The sequence below is a fragment of the Gordonia sp. GONU genome (genome assembly GCF_024733855.1).
GTDB lineage: Bacteria > Actinomycetota > Actinomycetes > Mycobacteriales > Mycobacteriaceae > Gordonia > Gordonia amicalis.
Genome location: NZ_JANRHB010000006.1, coordinates 54588 through 72917, shown reverse-complemented (window position 1 = coordinate 72917; position 18330 = coordinate 54588). Strand labels below are relative to the sequence as shown.

Sequence of the window (18330 nt, the reverse complement as noted above, 5' to 3'; positions counted from 1 at the left end):
ACGATGACAGCCCAGGAGGTCGGATGACCACGATCGAGGTGACCGGTCGGCTCCAGCAGCAGGCCTGGGCCGACAAGGTGCTCCCGCCGGTCGAAGAGGTGCGGCCGGGACTGTGGTCGATCCCGGTGCCGATGGGTCCCAACCCGTTGCGCTACGTCCTGGTCTACGCCCTCGCGCTGCCCGACGGCGGTCTCGCGCTCATCGACGTGGGCTGGCCGTCGGACGAGTCGTGGCAGGCGCTCGTCGACGGCATCCGGGGCACCGGCCACGACGTCACCGACGTGCGCTCGGCGGCCATCACGCACTTCCATCCCGACCACTTCGGCCTCGTCCCGAGGCTGCTCGAGCACACCGACGCCGAGCTGCTGATGCACCGCGACGATGCCTGTCACCTTCGCTATCACTCCGACGCCGAGGTCGAACGTCAGCTCGACGTGGCGCGGTGGGAGCTACAGCTGCTGGGTGCCCCGGCCGACGTCGCCGACCTCGGACTCGTCGACTTCGTCCGGTTGCCCGACGGCCGGACCGTCGACCGAGAGCTGACCGCGGACGCCCCGCTCGACATCCCCGGCTGGAACCTGCGCGCCATCTGGACGCCCGGTCATACCCCGGGCCACCTCTGTTTCGCCGATGACGACGCGGGAGTCATCTTCACCGGCGACCACCTGCTGCCGCGGATCAGCCCCAACGTCTCGACCAGCCCGATGCAGACCCAGAGCCCGCTCGCGGACTACCTCGTCTCCCTGGCGAACACCGAGCGGATGCGAGACCACGAGGCCCTGCCCTCGCACGAATACCGGTTCCGCGGTCTGGGCGCCCGAGTCACCGGGTTGCTGTCCCATCATGAGGAACGGCTCACCGAGATCACCGAGGCGGTCGCCGCGCGTCCCGAGTCCACCGCGTGGGAGATCACCCAGGCCGTCCGCTGGTCCCGGCCGTTCAGCGACCTCAACCTCACGATGAAACGCCTCGCGCTGCGCGAGACCGACGCTCACCTGCTGGTCCTGAGTGAGCGTGGAATCCTGTCATCGACGCCCGCCCCGACCGAGGCCGACCTCGCCGACGACGCGATCGAGCCCGTCCGGTGGTCGCTGGCGACGGTGTCCGAACACCGCACGAGCAGTTCGCCTTCCGCAGTTCACTACACAGAGGAGAATCCCCTATGAGCGCCGTGCTCACCGAGTTCGCCGACGGCGTCGCCGTCATCACGATCAACCGTCCCGAGGCGAAGAACGCCGTCAACCTCGAGGTGTCCGAGGGCATCGCCGCGGCCATCGACGAACTCGAGTCGCGCGACGACCTCACCATCGGCATCCTCACCGGCGCCGGCGGTACGTTCTGTGCGGGTATGGACCTCAAGGCGTTCTCCCGCGGCGAGCAGGTCTCGTTGAAGGGCCGCGGTTTCGGTGGCCTCACCGAGGCCCCGCCGAGCAAGCCGCTGATCGCCGCGGTCGAGGGCTGGGCCCTCGCCGGTGGTTGCGAGCTCGCGCTGTCCGCCGATCTCGTCGTCGCCGCCGAGAACTCCAAGTTCGGCATCCCGGAGGTCAAGCGCGGTCTCGCCGCAGCCGCCGGCGGCCTCCTGCGCCTGCCCAAGATCCTCCCGTACCAGGTCGCGATGGAGCTCGCCCTGACCGGTGACCCGCTCACCGCCGAGCGTGCCCACCAGTTCGGACTGGTCAACAAGATCACCAAGCCCGGCGAGGCCCTCGACGGTGCGCGCGAACTAGCCGCGAAGATCGCGGCCAACGGACCGCTTGCGGTGCGTGCAACCAAGCAGGTCACCTCGATGGCCATCAAGTACACCGACACCGACCTGATCAAGAAGCAGTGGGAGTACCTCACCCCGGTCTTCACGTCCGAGGACGCACAGGAGGGTGCCAAGGCGTTCGCCGAGAAGCGCGCACCCCAGTGGAAGGGCCGCTGATCGCGGGAAAGGCCAATCACTAGAGTGGCTGAGGTGGACCTGCACCTCGTGACCTACTTCGTCGCAGTCGTCGACCACGGTGGGATCACGAAGGCCGCCCAGTCGCTCTACATCTCGCAGCCCTCGTTGTCGCAGGCCATCCGGACGCTCGAGAAGCGTCTGGGTGTGACCCTGTTCGACCGGACCGGACGGCGCCTCGAACTCACCGAGGCCGGACGCAAGCTCGACGACGCGGCGAGGCGCATCCTCGCCGACGTCGATCGTGCGAAGCAGAAGGTCGACGCGGTGCGCGAACTGCAGGCCGGGCGTGTCGACGTGGTGACGTATGCGGCATTCAGCATCGATCCCCTCGTCGACGTCGTCCGCCTGTTCCGGGAGCGCTTCCCGAGTCTCGCGGTGCGAGTCCTCGCCGCCGACGGTCCGGCGGGTGTGCTCTCCGCGTTGCGATCCGGCGCTGCCGAGATCGGCGTCATCGACTCATCCGCCGAACATGCGACGTTCTCCGCCATCCCGATGACGGAGCAGGAACTGGTGGTGGCCGCACCCGACGCGCTGGCCGCAGGACTCCCGGACACCGTGTCGCGCAGTGCCATCCGCTCGGTGCCGCTGGTCATCGACCACAGCGACCAGCACACCGCGACCCTGTTCGCCGACCTCATCGACGACGCCGCGCGCAACGTCGTCGTCGACTGTCCACTGCCGGCGGCGATCTGGAATCTCGTCGAACGCGGCACGGCCGCAACGGTTGTGCCGCGCATCGTCGCCGACAAACAACTCGCCGGTGTCCGGCAGCTCGCGCTCGATCCGCCGCTGACGCGGCCGTGGGGACTCGTCCTGCGCTCGGGACTCCCCTCGCCGGCGGCCCTCGCCTTCATCTCCGCGGCCCGGGCCCACTCCGGCCTGAGCCCGGAGCCGACCGAGACCCGGGACTGGTAGGCCACCATGGAATTACGCCAGGTCGAATACTTCCTCGCCGTGGTCGAGAACCAGGGCATCGGCGGTGCCGCCACCGCGCTGGGCGTCGCGCAGCCGACGGTCTCGCAGGCATTGCGCGCCCTCGAACGCGAACTCGGCGTGCAGCTGTTCCACCGCATCGGTCGTGGCATGGTCCTGTCGGCGGCCGGCCGCACGATGGTCGGTCCGGCGCGCCAGATCATCCGCGACGTCGACGCCGTGGGCGATCTCCTCGCGGCCGAGGAGGATGAACTCACCGGTCATCTCGACCTGCTCGCCTCGCCGGCGACGGCGGTCGGTCCGGTCGTCGACCTCATCGCCCGCTTCCGCGCCGCCTATCCGCGAGTGTCGGTGCGGCTCGGCGAATTACGCGATGAGACGCGGGCGGCGTCGTCCATCGAGGACGGTCACTGCGAATTCGCCGTCGCCCACCTGCCCATCGCCGGCGACGCGCTCGAGGTCATCGTTCTCGGTGAGCAGGAATACGTCCTCGTCTATCCGGAGGGCACGGAGGTCCCCGACGGACGGATCCCGCTGGGTAATCTGCCCACCGTACCGATGGTGTTCGTCCCGCGCGGCCAGTCGGTGGCCGACGAACTGGAGGAGGCCATCCGGGTCGGCGGGGTCCGCCCGCCGCTCGCGGTGCTCTCCGAACACCGGGAGGAGCGACTCCCCATGGTGCTGGCCGGAATCGGCGGCACGTTGCTGGAACGTTCGATGGCCGAGACCGCCGCGGACCGCGTCATCATCCGGGAAACCGAACCCCGGTTCGTGCGGCCGTTTGCGATCGCCTTCGACCCTGCGTCGCTGTCACCGGTCGGCCAGGCGTTCGTGGAACTCATTCGCGCGCAGGTCGATACGTCGACCGAGTAGCGCCGGCCGGGCGTGGCGAGGACGCCGCGTATCGAGAGTGGATCACCAGACCCCACCGGCTCGAGTCCGGTGGGGCCTGGTGAGTCTGTGGGTCAGGCCACGCGTTCGAAGATCGCGGCCAGTCCCTGACCGCCGCCGATGCACATCGTCTCGAGACCGTAGCGGGCCTCCCGGCGCTGCAGTTCACGGGCCAGCGAGGCCAGCATGCGGCCACCGGTCGCGCCGACCGGGTGGCCCAGCGAGATGCCCGAACCGTGCACGTTGGTGCGGTCGAAGTCGCCTCCGGAACCGAAACGGCCGAAGCCCCATTCACGGGTCACGGCGAGCGCCTGGGCGGCGAAGGCCTCGTTGAGTTCGATGAGGTCGATGTCGGCCAGGGTCAGACCGGCCTTGGCCAGTGCCTTCTCGGTGGCCGGCACCGGTCCGATGCCCATGGTGCGCGGCGGGACACCCGCGAGACCCCATGAGACGAGCTTGACGAGGGGACGCAGGCCGAGCTTCTCGGCGACCTCGGTGGTCGTCACGATCGCCATCGACGCGGCGTCGTTCTGGCCGCTGGCGTTGCCCGCGGTCACAGTGGCCTCGGAGTCGGACTTGCCCATGATCGGCTTCAGCTTGGCCAGGGACTCGACGGAGACGTCGGGGCGCGGATGCTCGTCGGTGTCGATGATCTGATCGCCGGCACGGCCCGGGACGGTGACCGGGATGATCTCCTCGGCCAGCACACCGTCCTTCTGTGCACGCACTGCGCGCGTGTGGGATTCGACCGCGAGCTCGTCCTGTTCCGCGCGCGAGATCTCGTACTCCTTGCGGAGATTCTCGGCGGTCTCGATCATCCCGCCGGGCACCGGGTAGTGCTTACCACCGGCGGTCGAGCGAGCGCGGACGAGGCTGTCGTGCATGGCGATTCCGGTACGCGCACCACCCCAGCGCATGTCGACGGAGTAGAACGAGGCGTTGCTCATCGACTCGGTGCCACCGGCGACGACGAGGTCGTTGTCGCCCGAGGACACCTGGTAGGCGGCCTGGATGACGGCCTGCAGACCCGAGCCACATCGGCGATCGATGTGCATGCCGCCCACCGTGATCGGGAGCCCGGCGTCGAGGGCGACGACGCGGCCGATGGCCGGGGCCTCGCTGTTGCCGTTGCAGTGTCCGAGGATCACGTCCTCGACCTTCTCCGGGTCCAGTCCGGTGCGCTCCAGCAGGCCCTTGAGCGCGGTCACGCCCAGGTCGACCGCGGTGAGGCTCTTGAACATCCCGCCGTACCGGCCGATCGGGGTACGTACCGGCTCACAGATGACGACGTCTCGCATGGTTGACCTTTCGCAGAATCTCGAGTGGAAGAGTGTGGGTGAGAACAGCTCTCACATGAAGCGGCCGCCGGTCACCTCGAGCACGGTGCCGGTCATGTACGACGACATGTCCGAGGCGAGGAACAGGGCGACGCTCGCGACCTCGCCGACCTCACCGGCACGGTGCATGGGGATCTCCGACATCTTCTGATCCCAGGCCTTCTGCGGCATCGCCTCGGTCATCGCCGAGCGGATCAGGCCGGGCTGGATCGCGTTGACCCGCACGCCGTGATGCGCCATCTCCTTGGCGGCGGCCTTCGTCATGCCGACGATGCCGGCCTTCGCGGCGGAGTAGTTGGTCTGGCCGACCATGCCGACCTTGCCCGACAGCGAGGAGATGTTCACGATCGCACCGCGCTTGGCCTCGCGCATGATCGCGGCTGCCTTGCGGGTGCCGTTCCAGGTGCCCTTGAGGTGCACCGAGATCACCAGGTCGAAGTCCTCTTCGGTCATCGTGCGCATCGTGGCGTCGCGGGTGATGCCGGCGTTGTTGACCAGGACGTCGAGCGAACCGAAGCCGTCGACCGCCTCGGCGAGCAGAGCGTCGACCTCGTCGCCGTTCACCACGTTGCACTTCACCGCACGGGCGACGTCGCGACCACCGAGCTTGTCGGCGGCCGCCTGGGCGGCGTCGAGGTTGAGGTCACCCAGGACCACCTTGGCGCCCGCGTCCACGAAGGACCGGGCGATCTCGAAGCCGATGCCCTGGGCACCGCCGGTCACGACGGCGGTGCGCCCCTCGAGCAGCGGCTGGGCGGTGGTGGATGACATCTTCGGTCCTTCCCATGGGGTTCTGGTGCAAACGCCGACGGCGTGAGGCGCCGGGTGATGCGAGTAATCTAACCCGCATTTCCGGCGTCGAACGCCTCCGTTTCATACGCAACGGCTATCGGAGCGATCCCGCTTTCGTATTGGACCCCTCACCGTGGACGCGCAAGAGTGGCAGCATGACCGGAGTGATGCAACCAGCAACCGCGACCTCCCAGGTGAGCGCGGAAGACTTCGCCGACATCCTGGCGGCGACCCGAGAGTTCGTTCGGGAGGTCGTCGTACCGCGCGAGCAGGAGATCCTGGACACCGACGCGATTCCCGAGGACATCCGCCAAACCGCCAAGGACATGGGTCTTTTCGGATACGCGATCCCCCAGGAGTGGGGCGGACTCGGACTCGACCTGACCCAAGACGTCGAACTGGCGATGGAACTCGGTTACACCTCCCTCGCGCTCCGGTCGATGTTCGGTACCAACAACGGCATCGCCGGTCAGGTGCTGGTGAACTTCGGCACCGACGAGCAGAAGGCTGCCTGGCTGGAGAAGATCGCCTCCGGCGAGGTCGTCGCGTCGTTCGCGCTGACCGAACCGGGCGCCGGGTCGGATCCCGCCGGCCTGCGCACCAAGGCCGTCCGCGACGGCGACGACTGGGTCATCAGCGGCGAAAAGCGTTTCATCACCAATGCTCCGCTGGCCGACCTGTTCGTGGTGTTCGCGCGCACCCGCCCGGCCGACGAGAACGGCACCGGCATCGCGGTGTTCCTCGTCCCGGCCGACTCCGCCGGTCTGACCGTCGGCGCGAAGGACCGCAAGATGGGTCAGGAGGGCGCCTGGACCGCCGACGTGCACTTCGACGGCGTCCGCGTCCCGAACTCTGCCCTCGTCGGCGGCAGCGAGGACGTCGGTTACAAGGCCGCGATGATGTCCCTCGCCCGCGGTCGCGTGCACATCGCCGCACTGTCCGTCGGTACCGCTCAGCGCGCACTCGACGAGTCGATCGCCTGGGCGGCCACGTCCACCCAGGGTGGGAAACCGATCGGTGAGTTCCAATTGGTGCAGGCCATGCTCGCCGATCAGCAGACGGGCGTGATGGCCGGGCGGGCCCTGGTCCGCGACGCCGCCCGCGCCTGGGTCGACAACACCGACCGTCGTCTCGCGCCCTCGGCTGCGAAGCTCTACTGCACCGAGATGGTGGGCAAGGTCGCCGACCTCGCCGTCCAGATCCACGGTGGCAGCGGCTACATGCGCGACGTCCCGGTGGAACGCATCTACCGCGAGGTCCGTCTGCTCCGACTGTACGAGGGCACCAGCGAGATCCAGCGCCTCATCATCGGCCGCAACCTCTACAAGCAGGGCGCCAAGAACGCCCAGCGCTGAGCTACGACGAGAAAGGGACCGTCCCAACTTCGGTGGGGACGGCCCTTTTTCGTCGTAGCTCAGCCCCGAACGACATAGCCCGAAACCGCGGTGAGCGCGGTTTCGGGCTATGGGGTTTCGACGGGGCTCAACCGGCGGAGACGGGGCTCAACCGGCGGAGACGGGGCTCAACCACCGAAGAGGGGTCAGGCGTGTGTCAGACGCTCCCGCAGGGCGACCTTCTGGATCTTGCCGGCCGCCGAGGTCGGTAGCTCGTCGACGACGAAGACGTCGCGGATCTTCTTGTAGGGCAACACCTGTTCGGCGACGAACGCGGCCACCGCGTCCTCGTCGATGTCGTGTCCGTCCTTGGCGACGAGGAACGCCACCGGCTCCTGGCCGACGGGCCCGGCCTCACGACCGACCACCGCGGCGGCCGCGACATCGGTGTGGGTCACCAGGATCTCCTCGAGCTCCCGCGGATACACGTTGTAGCCCTTGTAGATCAGCATGTCCTTGGCACGGTCGCAGATGTAGATGTAGCCGTCGGCGTCGCGGTACGCGATGTCGCCGGTGTCGAGCCACCCGTCGACGAACTGTTCCGCGGTCTGTTCGGGATGACCGAGATAACCGTCGGTGACCTGCGGCCCGCGAACCCAGAGCTGTCCCCTCTCCCCCGCCGGCAGGACGACGGCCGGGTCGTGGGCGGCGCGGATCTCGACCTCGGTGTCGAAGGTCGGCAGTCCGACGCTGCCGAGCCGGTACTGACCCTCGGCGGTGAGCGGTGCCGAGGACACCAGGCAGGTCGCCTCGGTGAGTCCGTAGCCTTCGACGATCGCCGCTGCGGGGAAAGCCTTCTCGAGTTCTCCGAGCGTCACGAGGTCGATCGGAGCAGCGCCCGACGAGACCACCCGCACCGACGTCAGATCACGCGACTCGACGTCGGGGTGGACTGCCAGCGCATGCCACATCGCCGGGCTGCCGGTCACATACGACGCCCGGTACCGCTCGATCAGGGCGAGCATACGGCCGGGTTCGAACCGTCCGGCGAACACATGGGTTGCGCCACAGAGCAACAGGAACGACATGTTGATCAGCGCGTGCGCGTGGAACAGCGGCGACACGACGACGGTCGCGGCATCGCCCGGGACCACTCCACGGTCGGAACCCTCGCGCGGCGTCAACCGCAGCAGACCGTCGTCGCCGACCTCGATCGCGTGCCCCGCACGCCAACCGATCATCTGCGTGACGTTGCCGAGGACGTTGCGGTGCAGCACCCGAACGCCCTTCGAAACGCCCGTCGTCCCACCGGTGAACGCCAGATGGGCGACGTCGTCGGACGACACGGTGACCGCCGGAGCCTCACTGTGTCCGGCGGTGAACTCCTCGAGCGAGGTGATCCGCACGCCGTCGACCGCCGCCGCGCCACCGTCGACGACCACCACGGTGGTCAGTGGTGAATCGACCGCGGCCGACAGCAGCCGCTCGGATTGTTCGGCCTGCGTGAAGCCCGCGACCGCACCGGTTTCGACGATCTGGCGATGCAGACCGGGCACCGGCTGCAACGGATTGACGAGCGTGACGGTGGCACCGGCTCGCAGCGAACCGTAGTAGGCGACAACGAATTCGATGCTGTTGGTGAGATAGATCAGCACCACGTCACGTTCGGCGACGCCCGCCGACCGAAGGGCCGACGCCACCGCCGCCGAACGCGCGTCGAGTTCGGCGTAGGTCAGCGTCGTGTCTCCGTCGACGACCGCTGCGCGGTCGCCGTACAGCGCTGCCATGCTTGCCGGCAGCACCGCCATGCTCGTGTCCGGATAGGTGAGCGTCGTCGGCGACACGCCGCTCATCGCGGTGCCATGCGGATAGCACCGTCGAGGCGGATGGTCTCGCCGTTGAGGTAGGCGTTCTCCAGGATGTTCGCGGCAAGCTGCCCGAACTCTTCGGGACGACCGAGGCGCGACGGGTTGGGGATGCTGGCCGCGAGCGAGGCCCGCACGTCATCGCGCAGGCGAGCGAGCAGCGGGGTGTCCATGGTGCCGGGCGCGATGGTGTTGACGCGGATCAGCTTGCTGGCCAGGTCGCGTGCGGCCACGAGGGTCATGCCGACGATGCCCGCCTTGGAGGCCGAGTAGTTGATCTGGCCGATCTGCCCCTCGAAGGCCGCGACGGAAGCCGTCATGATGATGGCGCCACGCTCGCCGTCGATGGGTTCGAGGCGCGCGATGCGCTCGGCACCCAGCGACAGTGCGTGGAACGACCCGACGAGGTTCAGCTTGATGACGAACTCGAAGTCCTCCGCCGACCCGGCCTTGCCGTCCTTGTCGAGGATCCGCATGCGCCGGCCCGCGCCGGCGCAGTGCACGAGTCCGCGCAGGCCGCCGCGCTCGTCGGCGACATCGAGGGCGGCCGCGAACTGTTCGGCATCGGTGATGTCGGCGGCGGCGAAGTTCGCCGCCGAACCCAGGCCGTCGGCGACGGCCTGTCCGTCGGACGTGGGCAGATCGATCAGGGTGACCAGGCCGCCGGCGTCGATGACGCGCTTGGCGGTGGCGAGCCCCAGGCCGGAGGCGCCACCGGTGATCGCGACGGAGAGTCCCTTGAGTTCCATTGTGCTGATGTGTCTTTCAGTGTTGTCTGGCGTCGGATGGGGGCGGGATCAGAGGAGTTCCAGGATGGTGGTGTTGGCCATGCCGCCGGCCTCACACATCGACTGCAGGCCGTAGCGGATCCCGTTGTCGCGCATGTGGTGCACGAGGCGGGTCATCAGGATCGCGCCCGAGCCGCCGAGCGGGTGGCCCACGGCGATCGCGCCGCCGAGCGGGTTGAGCCGTTCGATGTCGGCGCCGGTCTCGGCCTGCCAGGCCAACGGTACGGGCGCGAACGCCTCGTTGATCTCGAAAGCGCCGATGTCGTCGATCGACAGACCGGAACGCTTGAGCGCCTTGGCGGTCGACGGGATCGGGCCGGTCAGCATGACGACCGGGTCGTCGGCCGCGACCACCGCGGTGTGGATGCGCGCGATCGGGGTCAGGCCATGCGATTTCGCCGTCTCCGACGACATGATCAGGAGTGCACCCGAGCCGTCGGAGATCTGCGAGGAGTTGCCGGCGTGGATGACGCCGTCCTCGGCGAACGCGGGCTTGAGCTTGCCGAGCGACTCCAGGGTGCCACCGCGGCGGATTCCCTCGTCACCTTCGAGCACACCGGAGATGGGGGCCAGCTGACCGTCGAACGCACCGCGGTCGACGGCGGCGGCCGCGAGTTCGTGTGAGCGCAGGGAATATTCGTCGACGCGGGTGCGGTCGAATCCCCACTTCGCGGCGATCGTCTCCGCGCCGAGACCCTGGCTGAACTTGTCGATGCCGTAGCGGTCGAGGACGGTGGCGGGCTGGTGTTCGCCGTTGGGGGCCGAGCTGCCCATCGCGACCCGGCTCATCGACTCCACGCCACCGGCGATGACGACATCCTGCTGGCCCGAGATGACCGCGGCGGCAGCCATGCTGACGGCCTGCTGGCTCGACCCGCAGGCGCGGGTGACCGTGGTGCCGGGTACGGACTCCGGCCATCCGGCCGCGAGGATCGCGGTGCGGGCGATGTTGCCGGCCTGCTCCGACGACTGGCTGACGCAACCCCACACGACGTCGTCGACGATCGCGGGATCGACGCCGGTCCGCTCGACGAGAGCCTCGAGGACGTGGGCGGACAGGTCGGCCGGATGGATTCCGGACAGGGCTCCGCGGCGGCGTCCGATCGGGGCGCGGACGGCGTCGACGATCACTGCATCGCGCATGAGGTCTCCTAAAGATGTCGGGCAGTGGATGAGGGAGTTTCAGTTGTGGAACCGAGGACGTCCGTGAGCGGAAATCACCCGTCCTGTCGAGCCGACCACGAAGGGGTCTGGCGGACAAGTCGATTCCCGCTCACGGACGATGAGGTGCTGCCTATGAGAGAAGCGTCGCCTCAGGCGGTGAGCACCGCATGCGGACGCAGGCGTGTGCGGTCGCGCGCCGGGTTGGCGAAGATCAGCGCCAGCACGGCGCAGACCGATGCGACCAGTCCGAGGACCTGGAACGCGGTGGCGTAACCCTCGGCGGGCGTCGCCGCGGCGTCGACGATGACGCCGGTGGCGTACGGCGCGACGAGGCCGCCGATGGCCATGATCGCCAGGAAGACACCGAGGGTGCCGGCGGTCTGACGCGGCGGGCAGATCTCTGCGATCGCGGCGTTGAGCAGCGGGAACACCATGGCGGCGAAGCCATAGCCGACCGACAGGATCAGGACACACACCATCGGGGTACTGATCGACGGCAGCAGGAACAGCAGGACACCGGAGATCAGGACGCCCACCGACGGGACGACGACGCGGAGCACCCGCGGCGACGCACCCTTGGTGATCATCCGGTCGCTGGTGATCGAGCTGAGCAGCATCAGTACGAGACCGACGATCGACGGGAAGGCGAACATCGAACCGGACTGCAGCTGGCTGTAGCCCAGGCCGTCCTCGAAGTACGACGGCAGCCAGGTGAGCACCACCGAGACCAGGGCGTAGACGCTCATGACCAGCAATGCACCGGTGATGAAGGTCGGCGCGAGGAAGATCTTCACCCACGGGGTGGCCGGCTCGGCGTCGGCCGGCGAGGTCTCGCCCGTCGCCGTCTCGTCGACCTTCTTGGTCTTGCCGCTGGCGATGTAGGGGCCCGGGCGCCAGGTCGACAGCCACACCACGGCCCAGACAGCGCCGGCGGCGGCGAGCGCGAACAGCGCCCAGCGCCAGCCGAAGCTGACGGTGATGACCGTCAGGAGCGGGGCGATAGCGATCTTGGCGATCGACGCGGCACCGGCGAGCAGAGCGCCGGGCAGCGCACGACGCGCCGGCGGATGCCATGCGTACGCGGCGGTGTGCAACAGCGCCGACGTGGGTCCTTCGGACAGGCCCAGCAGGAGCCGGCTGATGAGCAGGACCGCGAAACCGGCCACCGCGATCATCGGCAACATCGCCGCCGCCCAGCACAGGCCGAGGAGGACCAGCGACCAGCGCAACGTCATCCAGCGGTTGAGCAGGCCGGCGAAGAAGCCGCCGATGGTGAAGGTGAGGAAGAACAGGCTTCCGACGAGTCCGATCTGGGACGCGCTGAGACCCAGTTCTTCGCGCAGCGGCTTGGCGATGATGCCCAGTACGGCCTTGTCGGCGTAGTTGATCACATACAGGCTGACCAGCAGCGACGTGAGACCCCATGCGGTGAGCCGGGATTCGCCGAGCGGGCCGAGGCCGCCGAAACGTCCGGGCGTCACCTCGAATTCGGTGGTGTCGGGCGCGGTGGGGGCTGCCGCGGGGTCTTTGCCGGAGCCTGATCCGGAGGCGGTCGTGACCGTCATGGGGGAACCTCTTTCAGGCGAATGGTCTGAGAATAGATGGACCGGGAATTCAGTGGGGCGGATCACATCTGCGTTCGATTGAAACTGCCGTCAATGTGAGGCACAACGTTCGCTCGGCGAACGGTCCGACTGCAGCTGCCTATGTGTCGAGGACCACAGCGCTGCGAACAGGCACCATTGGCTGGCCCTATCCGAGAGTTAGGCACGGAACAATCCGCCGCGGCTGTTCCATGACGACCATTGGCTCGCGCTATCGCACCCTTAGCGCATCGCGTCTACTTCCAAGTGTCGTGGGACGGCATGCTTGGGTACGTTGCGTCTCACATCCGCCAGCCGGTGCGACCTGCACCGCTTACTCATGGGAGAGAACCCACCACCATGACCCGCCTCGCGCAGACCCTGGGCCTCACCGAGATCCAGACGGAGATCGTCGCCAACGTGCGCTCCTTCGTCGACAAACAGATCATCCCCAATGCGCAGGAGCTCGAGCATGCGGACGAATACCCGCAGGCCATCGTCGACGGCATGGGCGAGATGGGACTGTTCGGCCTGATGATCCCCGAGGAGTACGGCGGCCTCGGTGAATCGCTGCTGACGTACGCCCTCTGCGTCGAGGAGCTGGCACGTGGCTGGATGAGCGTCTCGGGCGTCATCAACACCCACTTCATCGTCGCCTACATGCTGCGTCAGCACGGCACCGACGAGCAGAAGCAGCGGTTCCTCCCGCGAATGGCCACCGGCGAGGTCCGGGGTGCGTTCTCCATGTCCGAACCCGAACTCGGCTCCGACGTCGCGGCGATCAAGACGACCGCCAAGCGCGACGGTGACGACAGCTACGTCATCAACGGACAGAAGATGTGGCTGACCAACGGCGGATCGTCGACTCTGGTTGCGGCACTTGTCCGTACCGAGGAGGGCGAGGAGAAGCCGCACAAGAACCTGACCACCTTCCTGGTCGAGAAGCCGGCCGGCTTCGGTGAGGTGGTCCCGGGCGTGACCATCCCCCGCAAGCTGGACAAGATGGGCTACAAGGGAATCGACACCACCGAGCTCGTCTTCGACGGCTACCGCGCACCGGCCACCGACATCCTGGGCGGGGTGCCGGGCAAGGGCTTCGCGCACATGATGGACGGCGTCGAGGTCGGTCGCGTCAACGTGTCCGCGCGTGCGTGCGGAATCGCCCAGCGCGCCTTCGAACTCGGCGTCAAGTACGCCCAGCAGCGTTCCACGTTCGGCAAGCCCATCGCCGAACATCAGGCCATCGCCTTCTCGCTGGCCGAGATGGCGACCAAGGTCGAGGCCGCGCACCTGATGATGGTCAACGCCGCCCGGCTGAAGGACTCCGGGGAACGCAACGACGTCGCCGCGGGTATGGCCAAATACCTGTGCAGCGAGTACTGCGCCGAGGTCACCCAGGCGTCCTTCCGCATCCACGGTGGCTACGGCTACTCCAAGGAGTTCGAGATCGAACGCCTGATGCGTGATGCGCCCTTCCTGCTCATCGGCGAGGGCACCAGCGAGATCCAGAAGCAGATCATCTCCAGGGGACTCCTGCGCGAGTACCGCGAGCAGTAACCAATCCTTCACTTCCCCAACACTTTAGGAATCACCATGCAGCGTCGCATCTTCACCGAGGACCACGAGGCCTTCCGCAAGACGATCCGGGACTTCATCGCCAAGGAAGTCGTACCCGTCTACCACGACTGGGAGAAGCAGGGCCATCCGCCGCGCGAGTTCTACAACCGGCTCGGCGATCTCGGCGTCCTGGGCATCGAGGCCCCCGAGGAGTTCGGCGGCGGTGGCGTCACCGACTTCACCTACTCCCTGGTGATCGCCGAGGAGACCTCCGCGGCGGGCGTCACCTTCGGCAGCTACTCGGTGCACTCGAACCTGATCCTCCCCTACCTGATGGAGTACGGGACGCAGGAGCAGAAGGAGCGTTGGATCCCCGGATTCTGTTCCGGCGAGATCATGTTCGCGATCGCGATGACCGAACCCGGCACCGGCTCGGACCTCGCGAACATCGCGACCACCGCGAAGCTGTCCGAGGACGGCTCGCATTACGTGCTCGACGGCGCCAAGACCTTCATCACCGGTGGCGCGCTCGCCGACCGCATCCTCGTCGTCGCCCGCACCACCCCCTTCGATCCCGAGAATCGTCGTGCGGGACTGTCGATCCTGGTGGTCGACACCAAGTCCGAGGGGTTCTCGGTCGGCCGCAAGATCGAGAAGATCGGACTGAAGGCCTCCGACACCGCCGAACTGTCCTTCGACTCGGTGAAGGTGCCGGTCGAGGACCTCCTCGGCGAAGAGGGCGCGGGCTTCAAGTACCTGAGCCACAACCTCGCCCAGGAACGCCTCACCATCGCGATCGGGGCGTCGGCCACCGCCGCCGCGGCCGTGCAGCACGCGATCGCCTACACGAAGGAACGCGACGTCTTCGGCAAACCGGTCGCGGCCTTCCAGAACACCAAGTTCGTGCTCGCCGAGTGCTCGGCCGAGGTCGAGGCGATCCGCGCGATCGTCGACCGCGCTCTCGAGCTGCACAACGCGGGCGAGCTGACCGTCCCCGACGCCGCCCGCGCCAAGCTGTTCGCCACCGAGACCGCCGGCAAGGTCATCGACAAGTGCCTGCAGCTGCACGGCGGTTACGGTTACGTCCTCGAGTACCCGATCGCCCGCCTGTACGCCGACACCCGCGTCTCGCGCATCTACGGCGGCACCAGCGAGGTCATGAAGACGATCATCGCCAAGGATCTGGGGCTCTAGCAGGTCCGGCTTCCAGATCACGTTGCGTTTTGTCCCGCCAAACGGGGACAGGACGCAACGTGATCCGGCGGGTGCCGTAACGCCGGACCCGCCGAGTGCGAAATCAGTGCCGAGAAGCAGCACCGAAAACGCACTCCGTGCACACGCGTGATCTGCTTGCCTTAATATTCGCTGAGCAAAGCAGCGGGGTCGGGACGTGGAAAGTGCGGGGATCTTTGGTGCGGGAGTATCGGCGCGGGGTGCGCGCCCTGGCAGCGGTCTTGATCACCGCGTTCGTGACAGCACTGGTGGCCGCGACGGCATCCCCCGCGCAGGCTGCGCCCGTGCGCTACACCGGCGGCCCGTACATCGCGATGGGTGATTCGCGGGCCTCGGGCGGATTCTTCACGCCGACACCCGAGTACTTCGACGGTTGTAAGCGGTCGGCGCTCAACTATCCGAAATACGTGGCGGCGATGACGCTGCCACGGCGTTTCGTCGACACCTCGTGCGCCGGGGCGCAGTCGGCGCACCTCTATCGTGCCGCACAGCACACCTCGCGCGGGGCGAAGGCGGTCCAGCTGAACCTGGTCCCCCGCGACGCCCAGCTCATCACCGTCAGCATCGGTGGCAACGACATGCAGTGGGCCGCGATCCTCGCGCAGTGCGCGATCCGCCAGCCGCTCACGGATCGACGTTGCCGGCACAACCCGCGGCTCGAGAACGAGGTGCGGTGGCGCGTCCAGCTCATGGAGAACCGTGTCACCCCGGCGCTGCGGGCGATCCGCCAGAAGGCTCCCCGCGCGCAGATCATCGTCGTCGGTCTCGGCGGGTTCATCGGTAACAGCGGGTGCTGGCCGTTGATCCCGCTCAGCGACCCCGACGCCCGATGGATGCGTCAGGTGTTCTACCGCGCCAACGACGCTCTCCTGCGCGCGACGACCAAGGTCGGCGGCGCTTTCGTCGACGCCAATCGCGGGTCGCTCGGTCATGACCCGTGCAATCTGATCAATCCCTGGTACGAGAGCGCGTTGTCGAATCGGATCGCGCTTCCCTACCACGTCAACCAGGCGGGGGCGCTCGCGATCGCCATGATGATCAACGGCGCGATCCGCCGGTAACCCGCCCGGACCCGGTCACTAACCTGGTCGGCGTGGCTCATCTTCTCGGCGCGGAAACCCTGGCCCTGGAATACCCGACGACCAAGGTCTTCGACTCGGTGTCCCTCGGCGTCAACGAGGGCGACCGTATCGGCATCGTCGGACGCAACGGCGACGGCAAGTCGAGCCTGCTCGCCATGCTCGCCGGCCGCAAACAGCCCGACTCCGGCCGCGTCACCGTGCGTGGCGGCGTGCGTGTCGGTGTGCTCGACCAGGCCGACCACTTCGACGACGACGAGACCGTCGGGCACGCCGTCGTCGGCGACCGGCCCGAACACGAATGGGCCGGGGACCCGCGCATCCGGGATGTGATCGGCGGACTCCTCGGCGACGTCGAATGGACGGCCCCCACGGCTTCGCTGTCCGGTGGTCAGCGCCGTCGGGTGTCGCTGGCCCGGCTCCTCGCCGGCGAATACGACGTCCTCGCCCTGGACGAACCGACCAACCATCTCGACGTCGAGGCCATCACCTGGCTTGCGGATCACATCAAACGTCGTTGGCCCGCCAACGCCGGCGGACTGCTGGTCGTCACCCACGACCGGTGGTTCCTCGACGAGGTCTGCACCGTCACCTGGGAGGTCCACGATCGCATCGTGGAACCGTTCGAGGGCGGCTACGCCGCATACATCCTGCAGCGCGTCGAACGTGACCGGCAGGCCGCGACCATCGAGGCGCGCCGCCAGAACCTGGCACGCAAGGAACTCGCCTGGTTGCGCCGCGGCGCGCCCGCCCGCACCTCCAAACCCAAGTTCCGCATCGACGCGGCCAACGCCCTCATCGCCGACGTCCCACCCGTCCGCGACACCGTCGCCCTGAAGTCGCTGGCCACCGCCCGCCTCGGCAAGGATGTCGTCGATCTGATCGACGTGTCGGTCTCCTACGGCGACCGCGACGTCCTCGACGGTGTCGAATGGCGCGTGGCCCCGGGCGAACGGACCGGCATCCTCGGTGTCAACGGCGCGGGCAAATCGACCCTGCTCGGGCTCATCGCCGGCACCGTCGAGGCGACCGGCGGAAAGGTCAAGCGCGGCAAGACCGTCAAGGTCGCCACCCTCACCCAGCGGCTCGACGACCTGGACCGCTACCTCGACGACCCGGTGCGCGTGGTCATCTCACAACTGCAGACCACCTACACATTCGGTTCAGGATCGAAGGCGCAGGAACTCTCCCCGTCGCAGCTGCTCGAACGTCTCGGTTTCGACAGCGCCCAGCTCTCCACCCCGGTGCGCGACCTGTCCGGTGGTCAGAAGCGTCGTCTGCAGCTGCTGCTCATCCTGCTCGACGCCCCCAACGTGCTCATCCTCGACGAGCCGACCAACGACCTCGACACCGACATGCTCGCCGCCCTCGAGGATCTCCTGGACTCCTGGCCCGGCACCCTCATCGTCGTCTCACACGACCGGTACTTCCTCGAGCGCGTCACCGACCAGCAGTTCGCCGTGATGAACGGCAAATTGCGCCACCTACCCGGTGGCGTCGACGAGTTCCTGAAACTCCGTGCGGCACAGCAGAAGGCGACCGCGGCGACGGCTTCGGCGACCTCGTCGGGTTCCGGGGGGTCGTCGACCGCGACCACCGCCGCAATCAGCGGGGCCGAACTGCGGGCCGCGAACAAGGAGCTGGCGTCGCTGGAACGCCGGATCGACAAGCTGCACAGCAAGATCGACGAGGCACGCACCGCCCTCGCCGACCACGACCAGGCCGACTACCAGGGCCTGGCCGCCGAAACCGAACACATCCGGGAGATGGAGTCCGAACTCGCCGAACTCGAGGAGCGCTGGATGGAGCTCGGTGAGGCCATCGAGTGA

Annotated in this window: 15 protein-coding genes; 9 read left to right on the top strand and 6 right to left on the bottom strand. The window is 67.8% G+C overall.

Annotated features, from left to right (window positions below; all coding sequences use genetic code 11):
• Positions 1–23 precede the first annotated feature (23 nt).
• From NWF34_RS08040 to NWF34_RS08025, 4 genes are read left to right on the top strand one after another with little or no spacing between them, the layout of a single operon-like run.
• Positions 24–1166: an MBL fold metallo-hydrolase gene (locus NWF34_RS08040; RefSeq protein WP_258324663.1), complete on the top strand. Its 1143-nt coding sequence runs from the start codon at positions 24–26 to the stop codon at positions 1164–1166.
• Positions 1163–1924, top strand: a complete 762-nt coding sequence (locus NWF34_RS08035) for a crotonase/enoyl-CoA hydratase family protein (protein WP_258324661.1) — start codon at positions 1163–1165, stop codon at positions 1922–1924. Before NWF34_RS08040 ends, NWF34_RS08035 begins: the two co-directional genes overlap by 4 nt.
• Positions 1925–1957: 33 nt before the next feature.
• Positions 1958–2860, top strand: a complete 903-nt coding sequence (locus NWF34_RS08030) for a LysR family transcriptional regulator (RefSeq protein WP_258324659.1) — start codon at positions 1958–1960, stop codon at positions 2858–2860.
• A gap of 6 nt (positions 2861–2866) precedes the next feature.
• A complete protein-coding gene (locus NWF34_RS08025) occupies positions 2867–3751 on the top strand; it encodes a LysR family transcriptional regulator (protein ID WP_258324657.1) in 885 nt (294 codons plus the stop codon).
• Positions 3752–3843: 92 nt separating this feature from the next.
• Here the strand turns inward: NWF34_RS08025 and NWF34_RS08020 are convergent, their stop codons facing one another.
• Both NWF34_RS08020 and fabG read right to left on the bottom strand, forming a co-directional pair.
• Complete coding sequence (locus tag NWF34_RS08020; RefSeq protein WP_258324655.1) at positions 3844–5067, bottom strand: acetyl-CoA C-acetyltransferase; 1224 nt, start codon at positions 5065–5067, stop codon at positions 3844–3846.
• 51 nt (positions 5068–5118) lie between these two features.
• Positions 5119–5877 (bottom strand): 3-oxoacyl-ACP reductase FabG, encoded by a 759-nt coding sequence (gene fabG, locus NWF34_RS08015; RefSeq protein ID WP_006357880.1) that lies wholly within the window; start codon positions 5875–5877, stop codon positions 5119–5121.
• A 176-nt stretch (positions 5878–6053) separates the two neighbouring features.
• On the opposite strand from fabG, the gene NWF34_RS08010 reads away from it, so the two are divergent.
• The gene (locus NWF34_RS08010) at positions 6054–7253 is read left to right on the top strand and encodes an acyl-CoA dehydrogenase family protein (protein ID WP_024497852.1); all 1200 of its coding nucleotides are present in this window, start codon (positions 6054–6056) and stop codon (positions 7251–7253) included.
• A 185-nt stretch (positions 7254–7438) separates the two neighbouring features.
• On the opposite strand, the gene NWF34_RS08005 is transcribed toward NWF34_RS08010, so the two are convergent.
• From NWF34_RS08005 to NWF34_RS07990, 4 genes are all read right to left on the bottom strand, one after another.
• On the bottom strand, positions 7439–9085 hold the full coding sequence (locus NWF34_RS08005; RefSeq protein ID WP_024497853.1) for a class I adenylate-forming enzyme family protein: 1647 nt from the start codon (positions 9083–9085) through the stop codon (positions 7439–7441).
• Positions 9082–9846 carry an SDR family NAD(P)-dependent oxidoreductase gene (locus NWF34_RS08000; protein WP_024497854.1) on the bottom strand — a complete coding sequence of 255 codons (765 nt, stop codon included), beginning with the start codon at positions 9844–9846 and terminating at the stop codon, positions 9082–9084. The genes NWF34_RS08005 and NWF34_RS08000 overlap by 4 nt, the downstream gene beginning before the upstream one ends.
• Before the next feature lie 48 nt (positions 9847–9894).
• Positions 9895–11028 (bottom strand): thiolase family protein, encoded by a 1134-nt coding sequence (locus NWF34_RS07995; RefSeq protein ID WP_024497855.1) that lies wholly within the window; start codon positions 11026–11028, stop codon positions 9895–9897.
• A gap of 170 nt (positions 11029–11198) precedes the next feature.
• The gene (locus NWF34_RS07990) at positions 11199–12614 is read right to left on the bottom strand and encodes an MFS transporter (protein WP_024497856.1); all 1416 of its coding nucleotides are present in this window, start codon (positions 12612–12614) and stop codon (positions 11199–11201) included.
• 378 nt (positions 12615–12992) lie between these two features.
• On the opposite strand from NWF34_RS07990, the gene NWF34_RS07985 reads away from it, so the two are divergent.
• The 4 genes from NWF34_RS07985 (at position 12993) to NWF34_RS07970 (ending at position 18330) form a co-directional block, all read left to right on the top strand.
• Positions 12993–14189, top strand: a complete 1197-nt coding sequence (locus NWF34_RS07985; RefSeq protein ID WP_258324654.1) for an acyl-CoA dehydrogenase family protein — start codon at positions 12993–12995, stop codon at positions 14187–14189.
• Between the two features lie 36 nt (positions 14190–14225).
• A complete protein-coding gene (locus tag NWF34_RS07980) occupies positions 14226–15383 on the top strand; it encodes an acyl-CoA dehydrogenase family protein (protein ID WP_258324653.1) in 1158 nt (385 codons plus the stop codon).
• A gap of 215 nt (positions 15384–15598) precedes the next feature.
• The gene (locus NWF34_RS07975) at positions 15599–16483 is read left to right on the top strand and encodes an SGNH/GDSL hydrolase family protein (RefSeq protein ID WP_024497860.1); all 885 of its coding nucleotides are present in this window, start codon (positions 15599–15601) and stop codon (positions 16481–16483) included.
• A 32-nt stretch (positions 16484–16515) separates the two neighbouring features.
• Entirely contained in the window at positions 16516–18330 is a 1815-nt protein-coding gene (locus NWF34_RS07970) for an ABC-F family ATP-binding cassette domain-containing protein (protein WP_258324652.1), read from the top strand.

Bases quoted from the DNA above. Each gene is read 5' to 3' on its own strand.
- NWF34_RS08040 (WP_258324663.1), top strand. From the start codon at position 24: ATGACCACGATCGAGGTGACCGGTCGGCTCCAGCAGCAGGCCTGGGCC.
- NWF34_RS08035 (WP_258324661.1), top strand. From the start codon at position 1,163: ATGAGCGCCGTGCTCACCGAGTTCGCCGACGGCGTCGCCGTCATCACG.
- NWF34_RS08025 (WP_258324657.1), top strand. From the start codon at position 2,867: ATGGAATTACGCCAGGTCGAATACTTCCTCGCCGTGGTCGAGAACCAG.
- NWF34_RS08020 (WP_258324655.1), bottom strand. From the start codon at position 5,067: ATGCGAGACGTCGTCATCTGTGAGCCGGTACGTACCCCGATCGGCCGG.
- fabG (WP_006357880.1), bottom strand. From the start codon at position 5,877: ATGTCATCCACCACCGCCCAGCCGCTGCTCGAGGGGCGCACCGCCGTC.
- NWF34_RS08010 (WP_024497852.1), top strand. From the start codon at position 6,054: ATGACCGGAGTGATGCAACCAGCAACCGCGACCTCCCAGGTGAGCGCG.
- NWF34_RS08005 (WP_024497853.1), bottom strand. From the start codon at position 9,085: ATGAGCGGCGTGTCGCCGACGACGCTCACCTATCCGGACACGAGCATG.
- NWF34_RS08000 (WP_024497854.1), bottom strand. From the start codon at position 9,846: ATGGAACTCAAGGGACTCTCCGTCGCGATCACCGGTGGCGCCTCCGGC.
- NWF34_RS07995 (WP_024497855.1), bottom strand. From the start codon at position 11,028: ATGCGCGATGCAGTGATCGTCGACGCCGTCCGCGCCCCGATCGGACGC.
- NWF34_RS07990 (WP_024497856.1), bottom strand. From the start codon at position 12,614: ATGACGGTCACGACCGCCTCCGGATCAGGCTCCGGCAAAGACCCCGCG.
- NWF34_RS07985 (WP_258324654.1), top strand. From the start codon at position 12,993: ATGACCCGCCTCGCGCAGACCCTGGGCCTCACCGAGATCCAGACGGAG.
- NWF34_RS07980 (WP_258324653.1), top strand. From the start codon at position 14,226: ATGCAGCGTCGCATCTTCACCGAGGACCACGAGGCCTTCCGCAAGACG.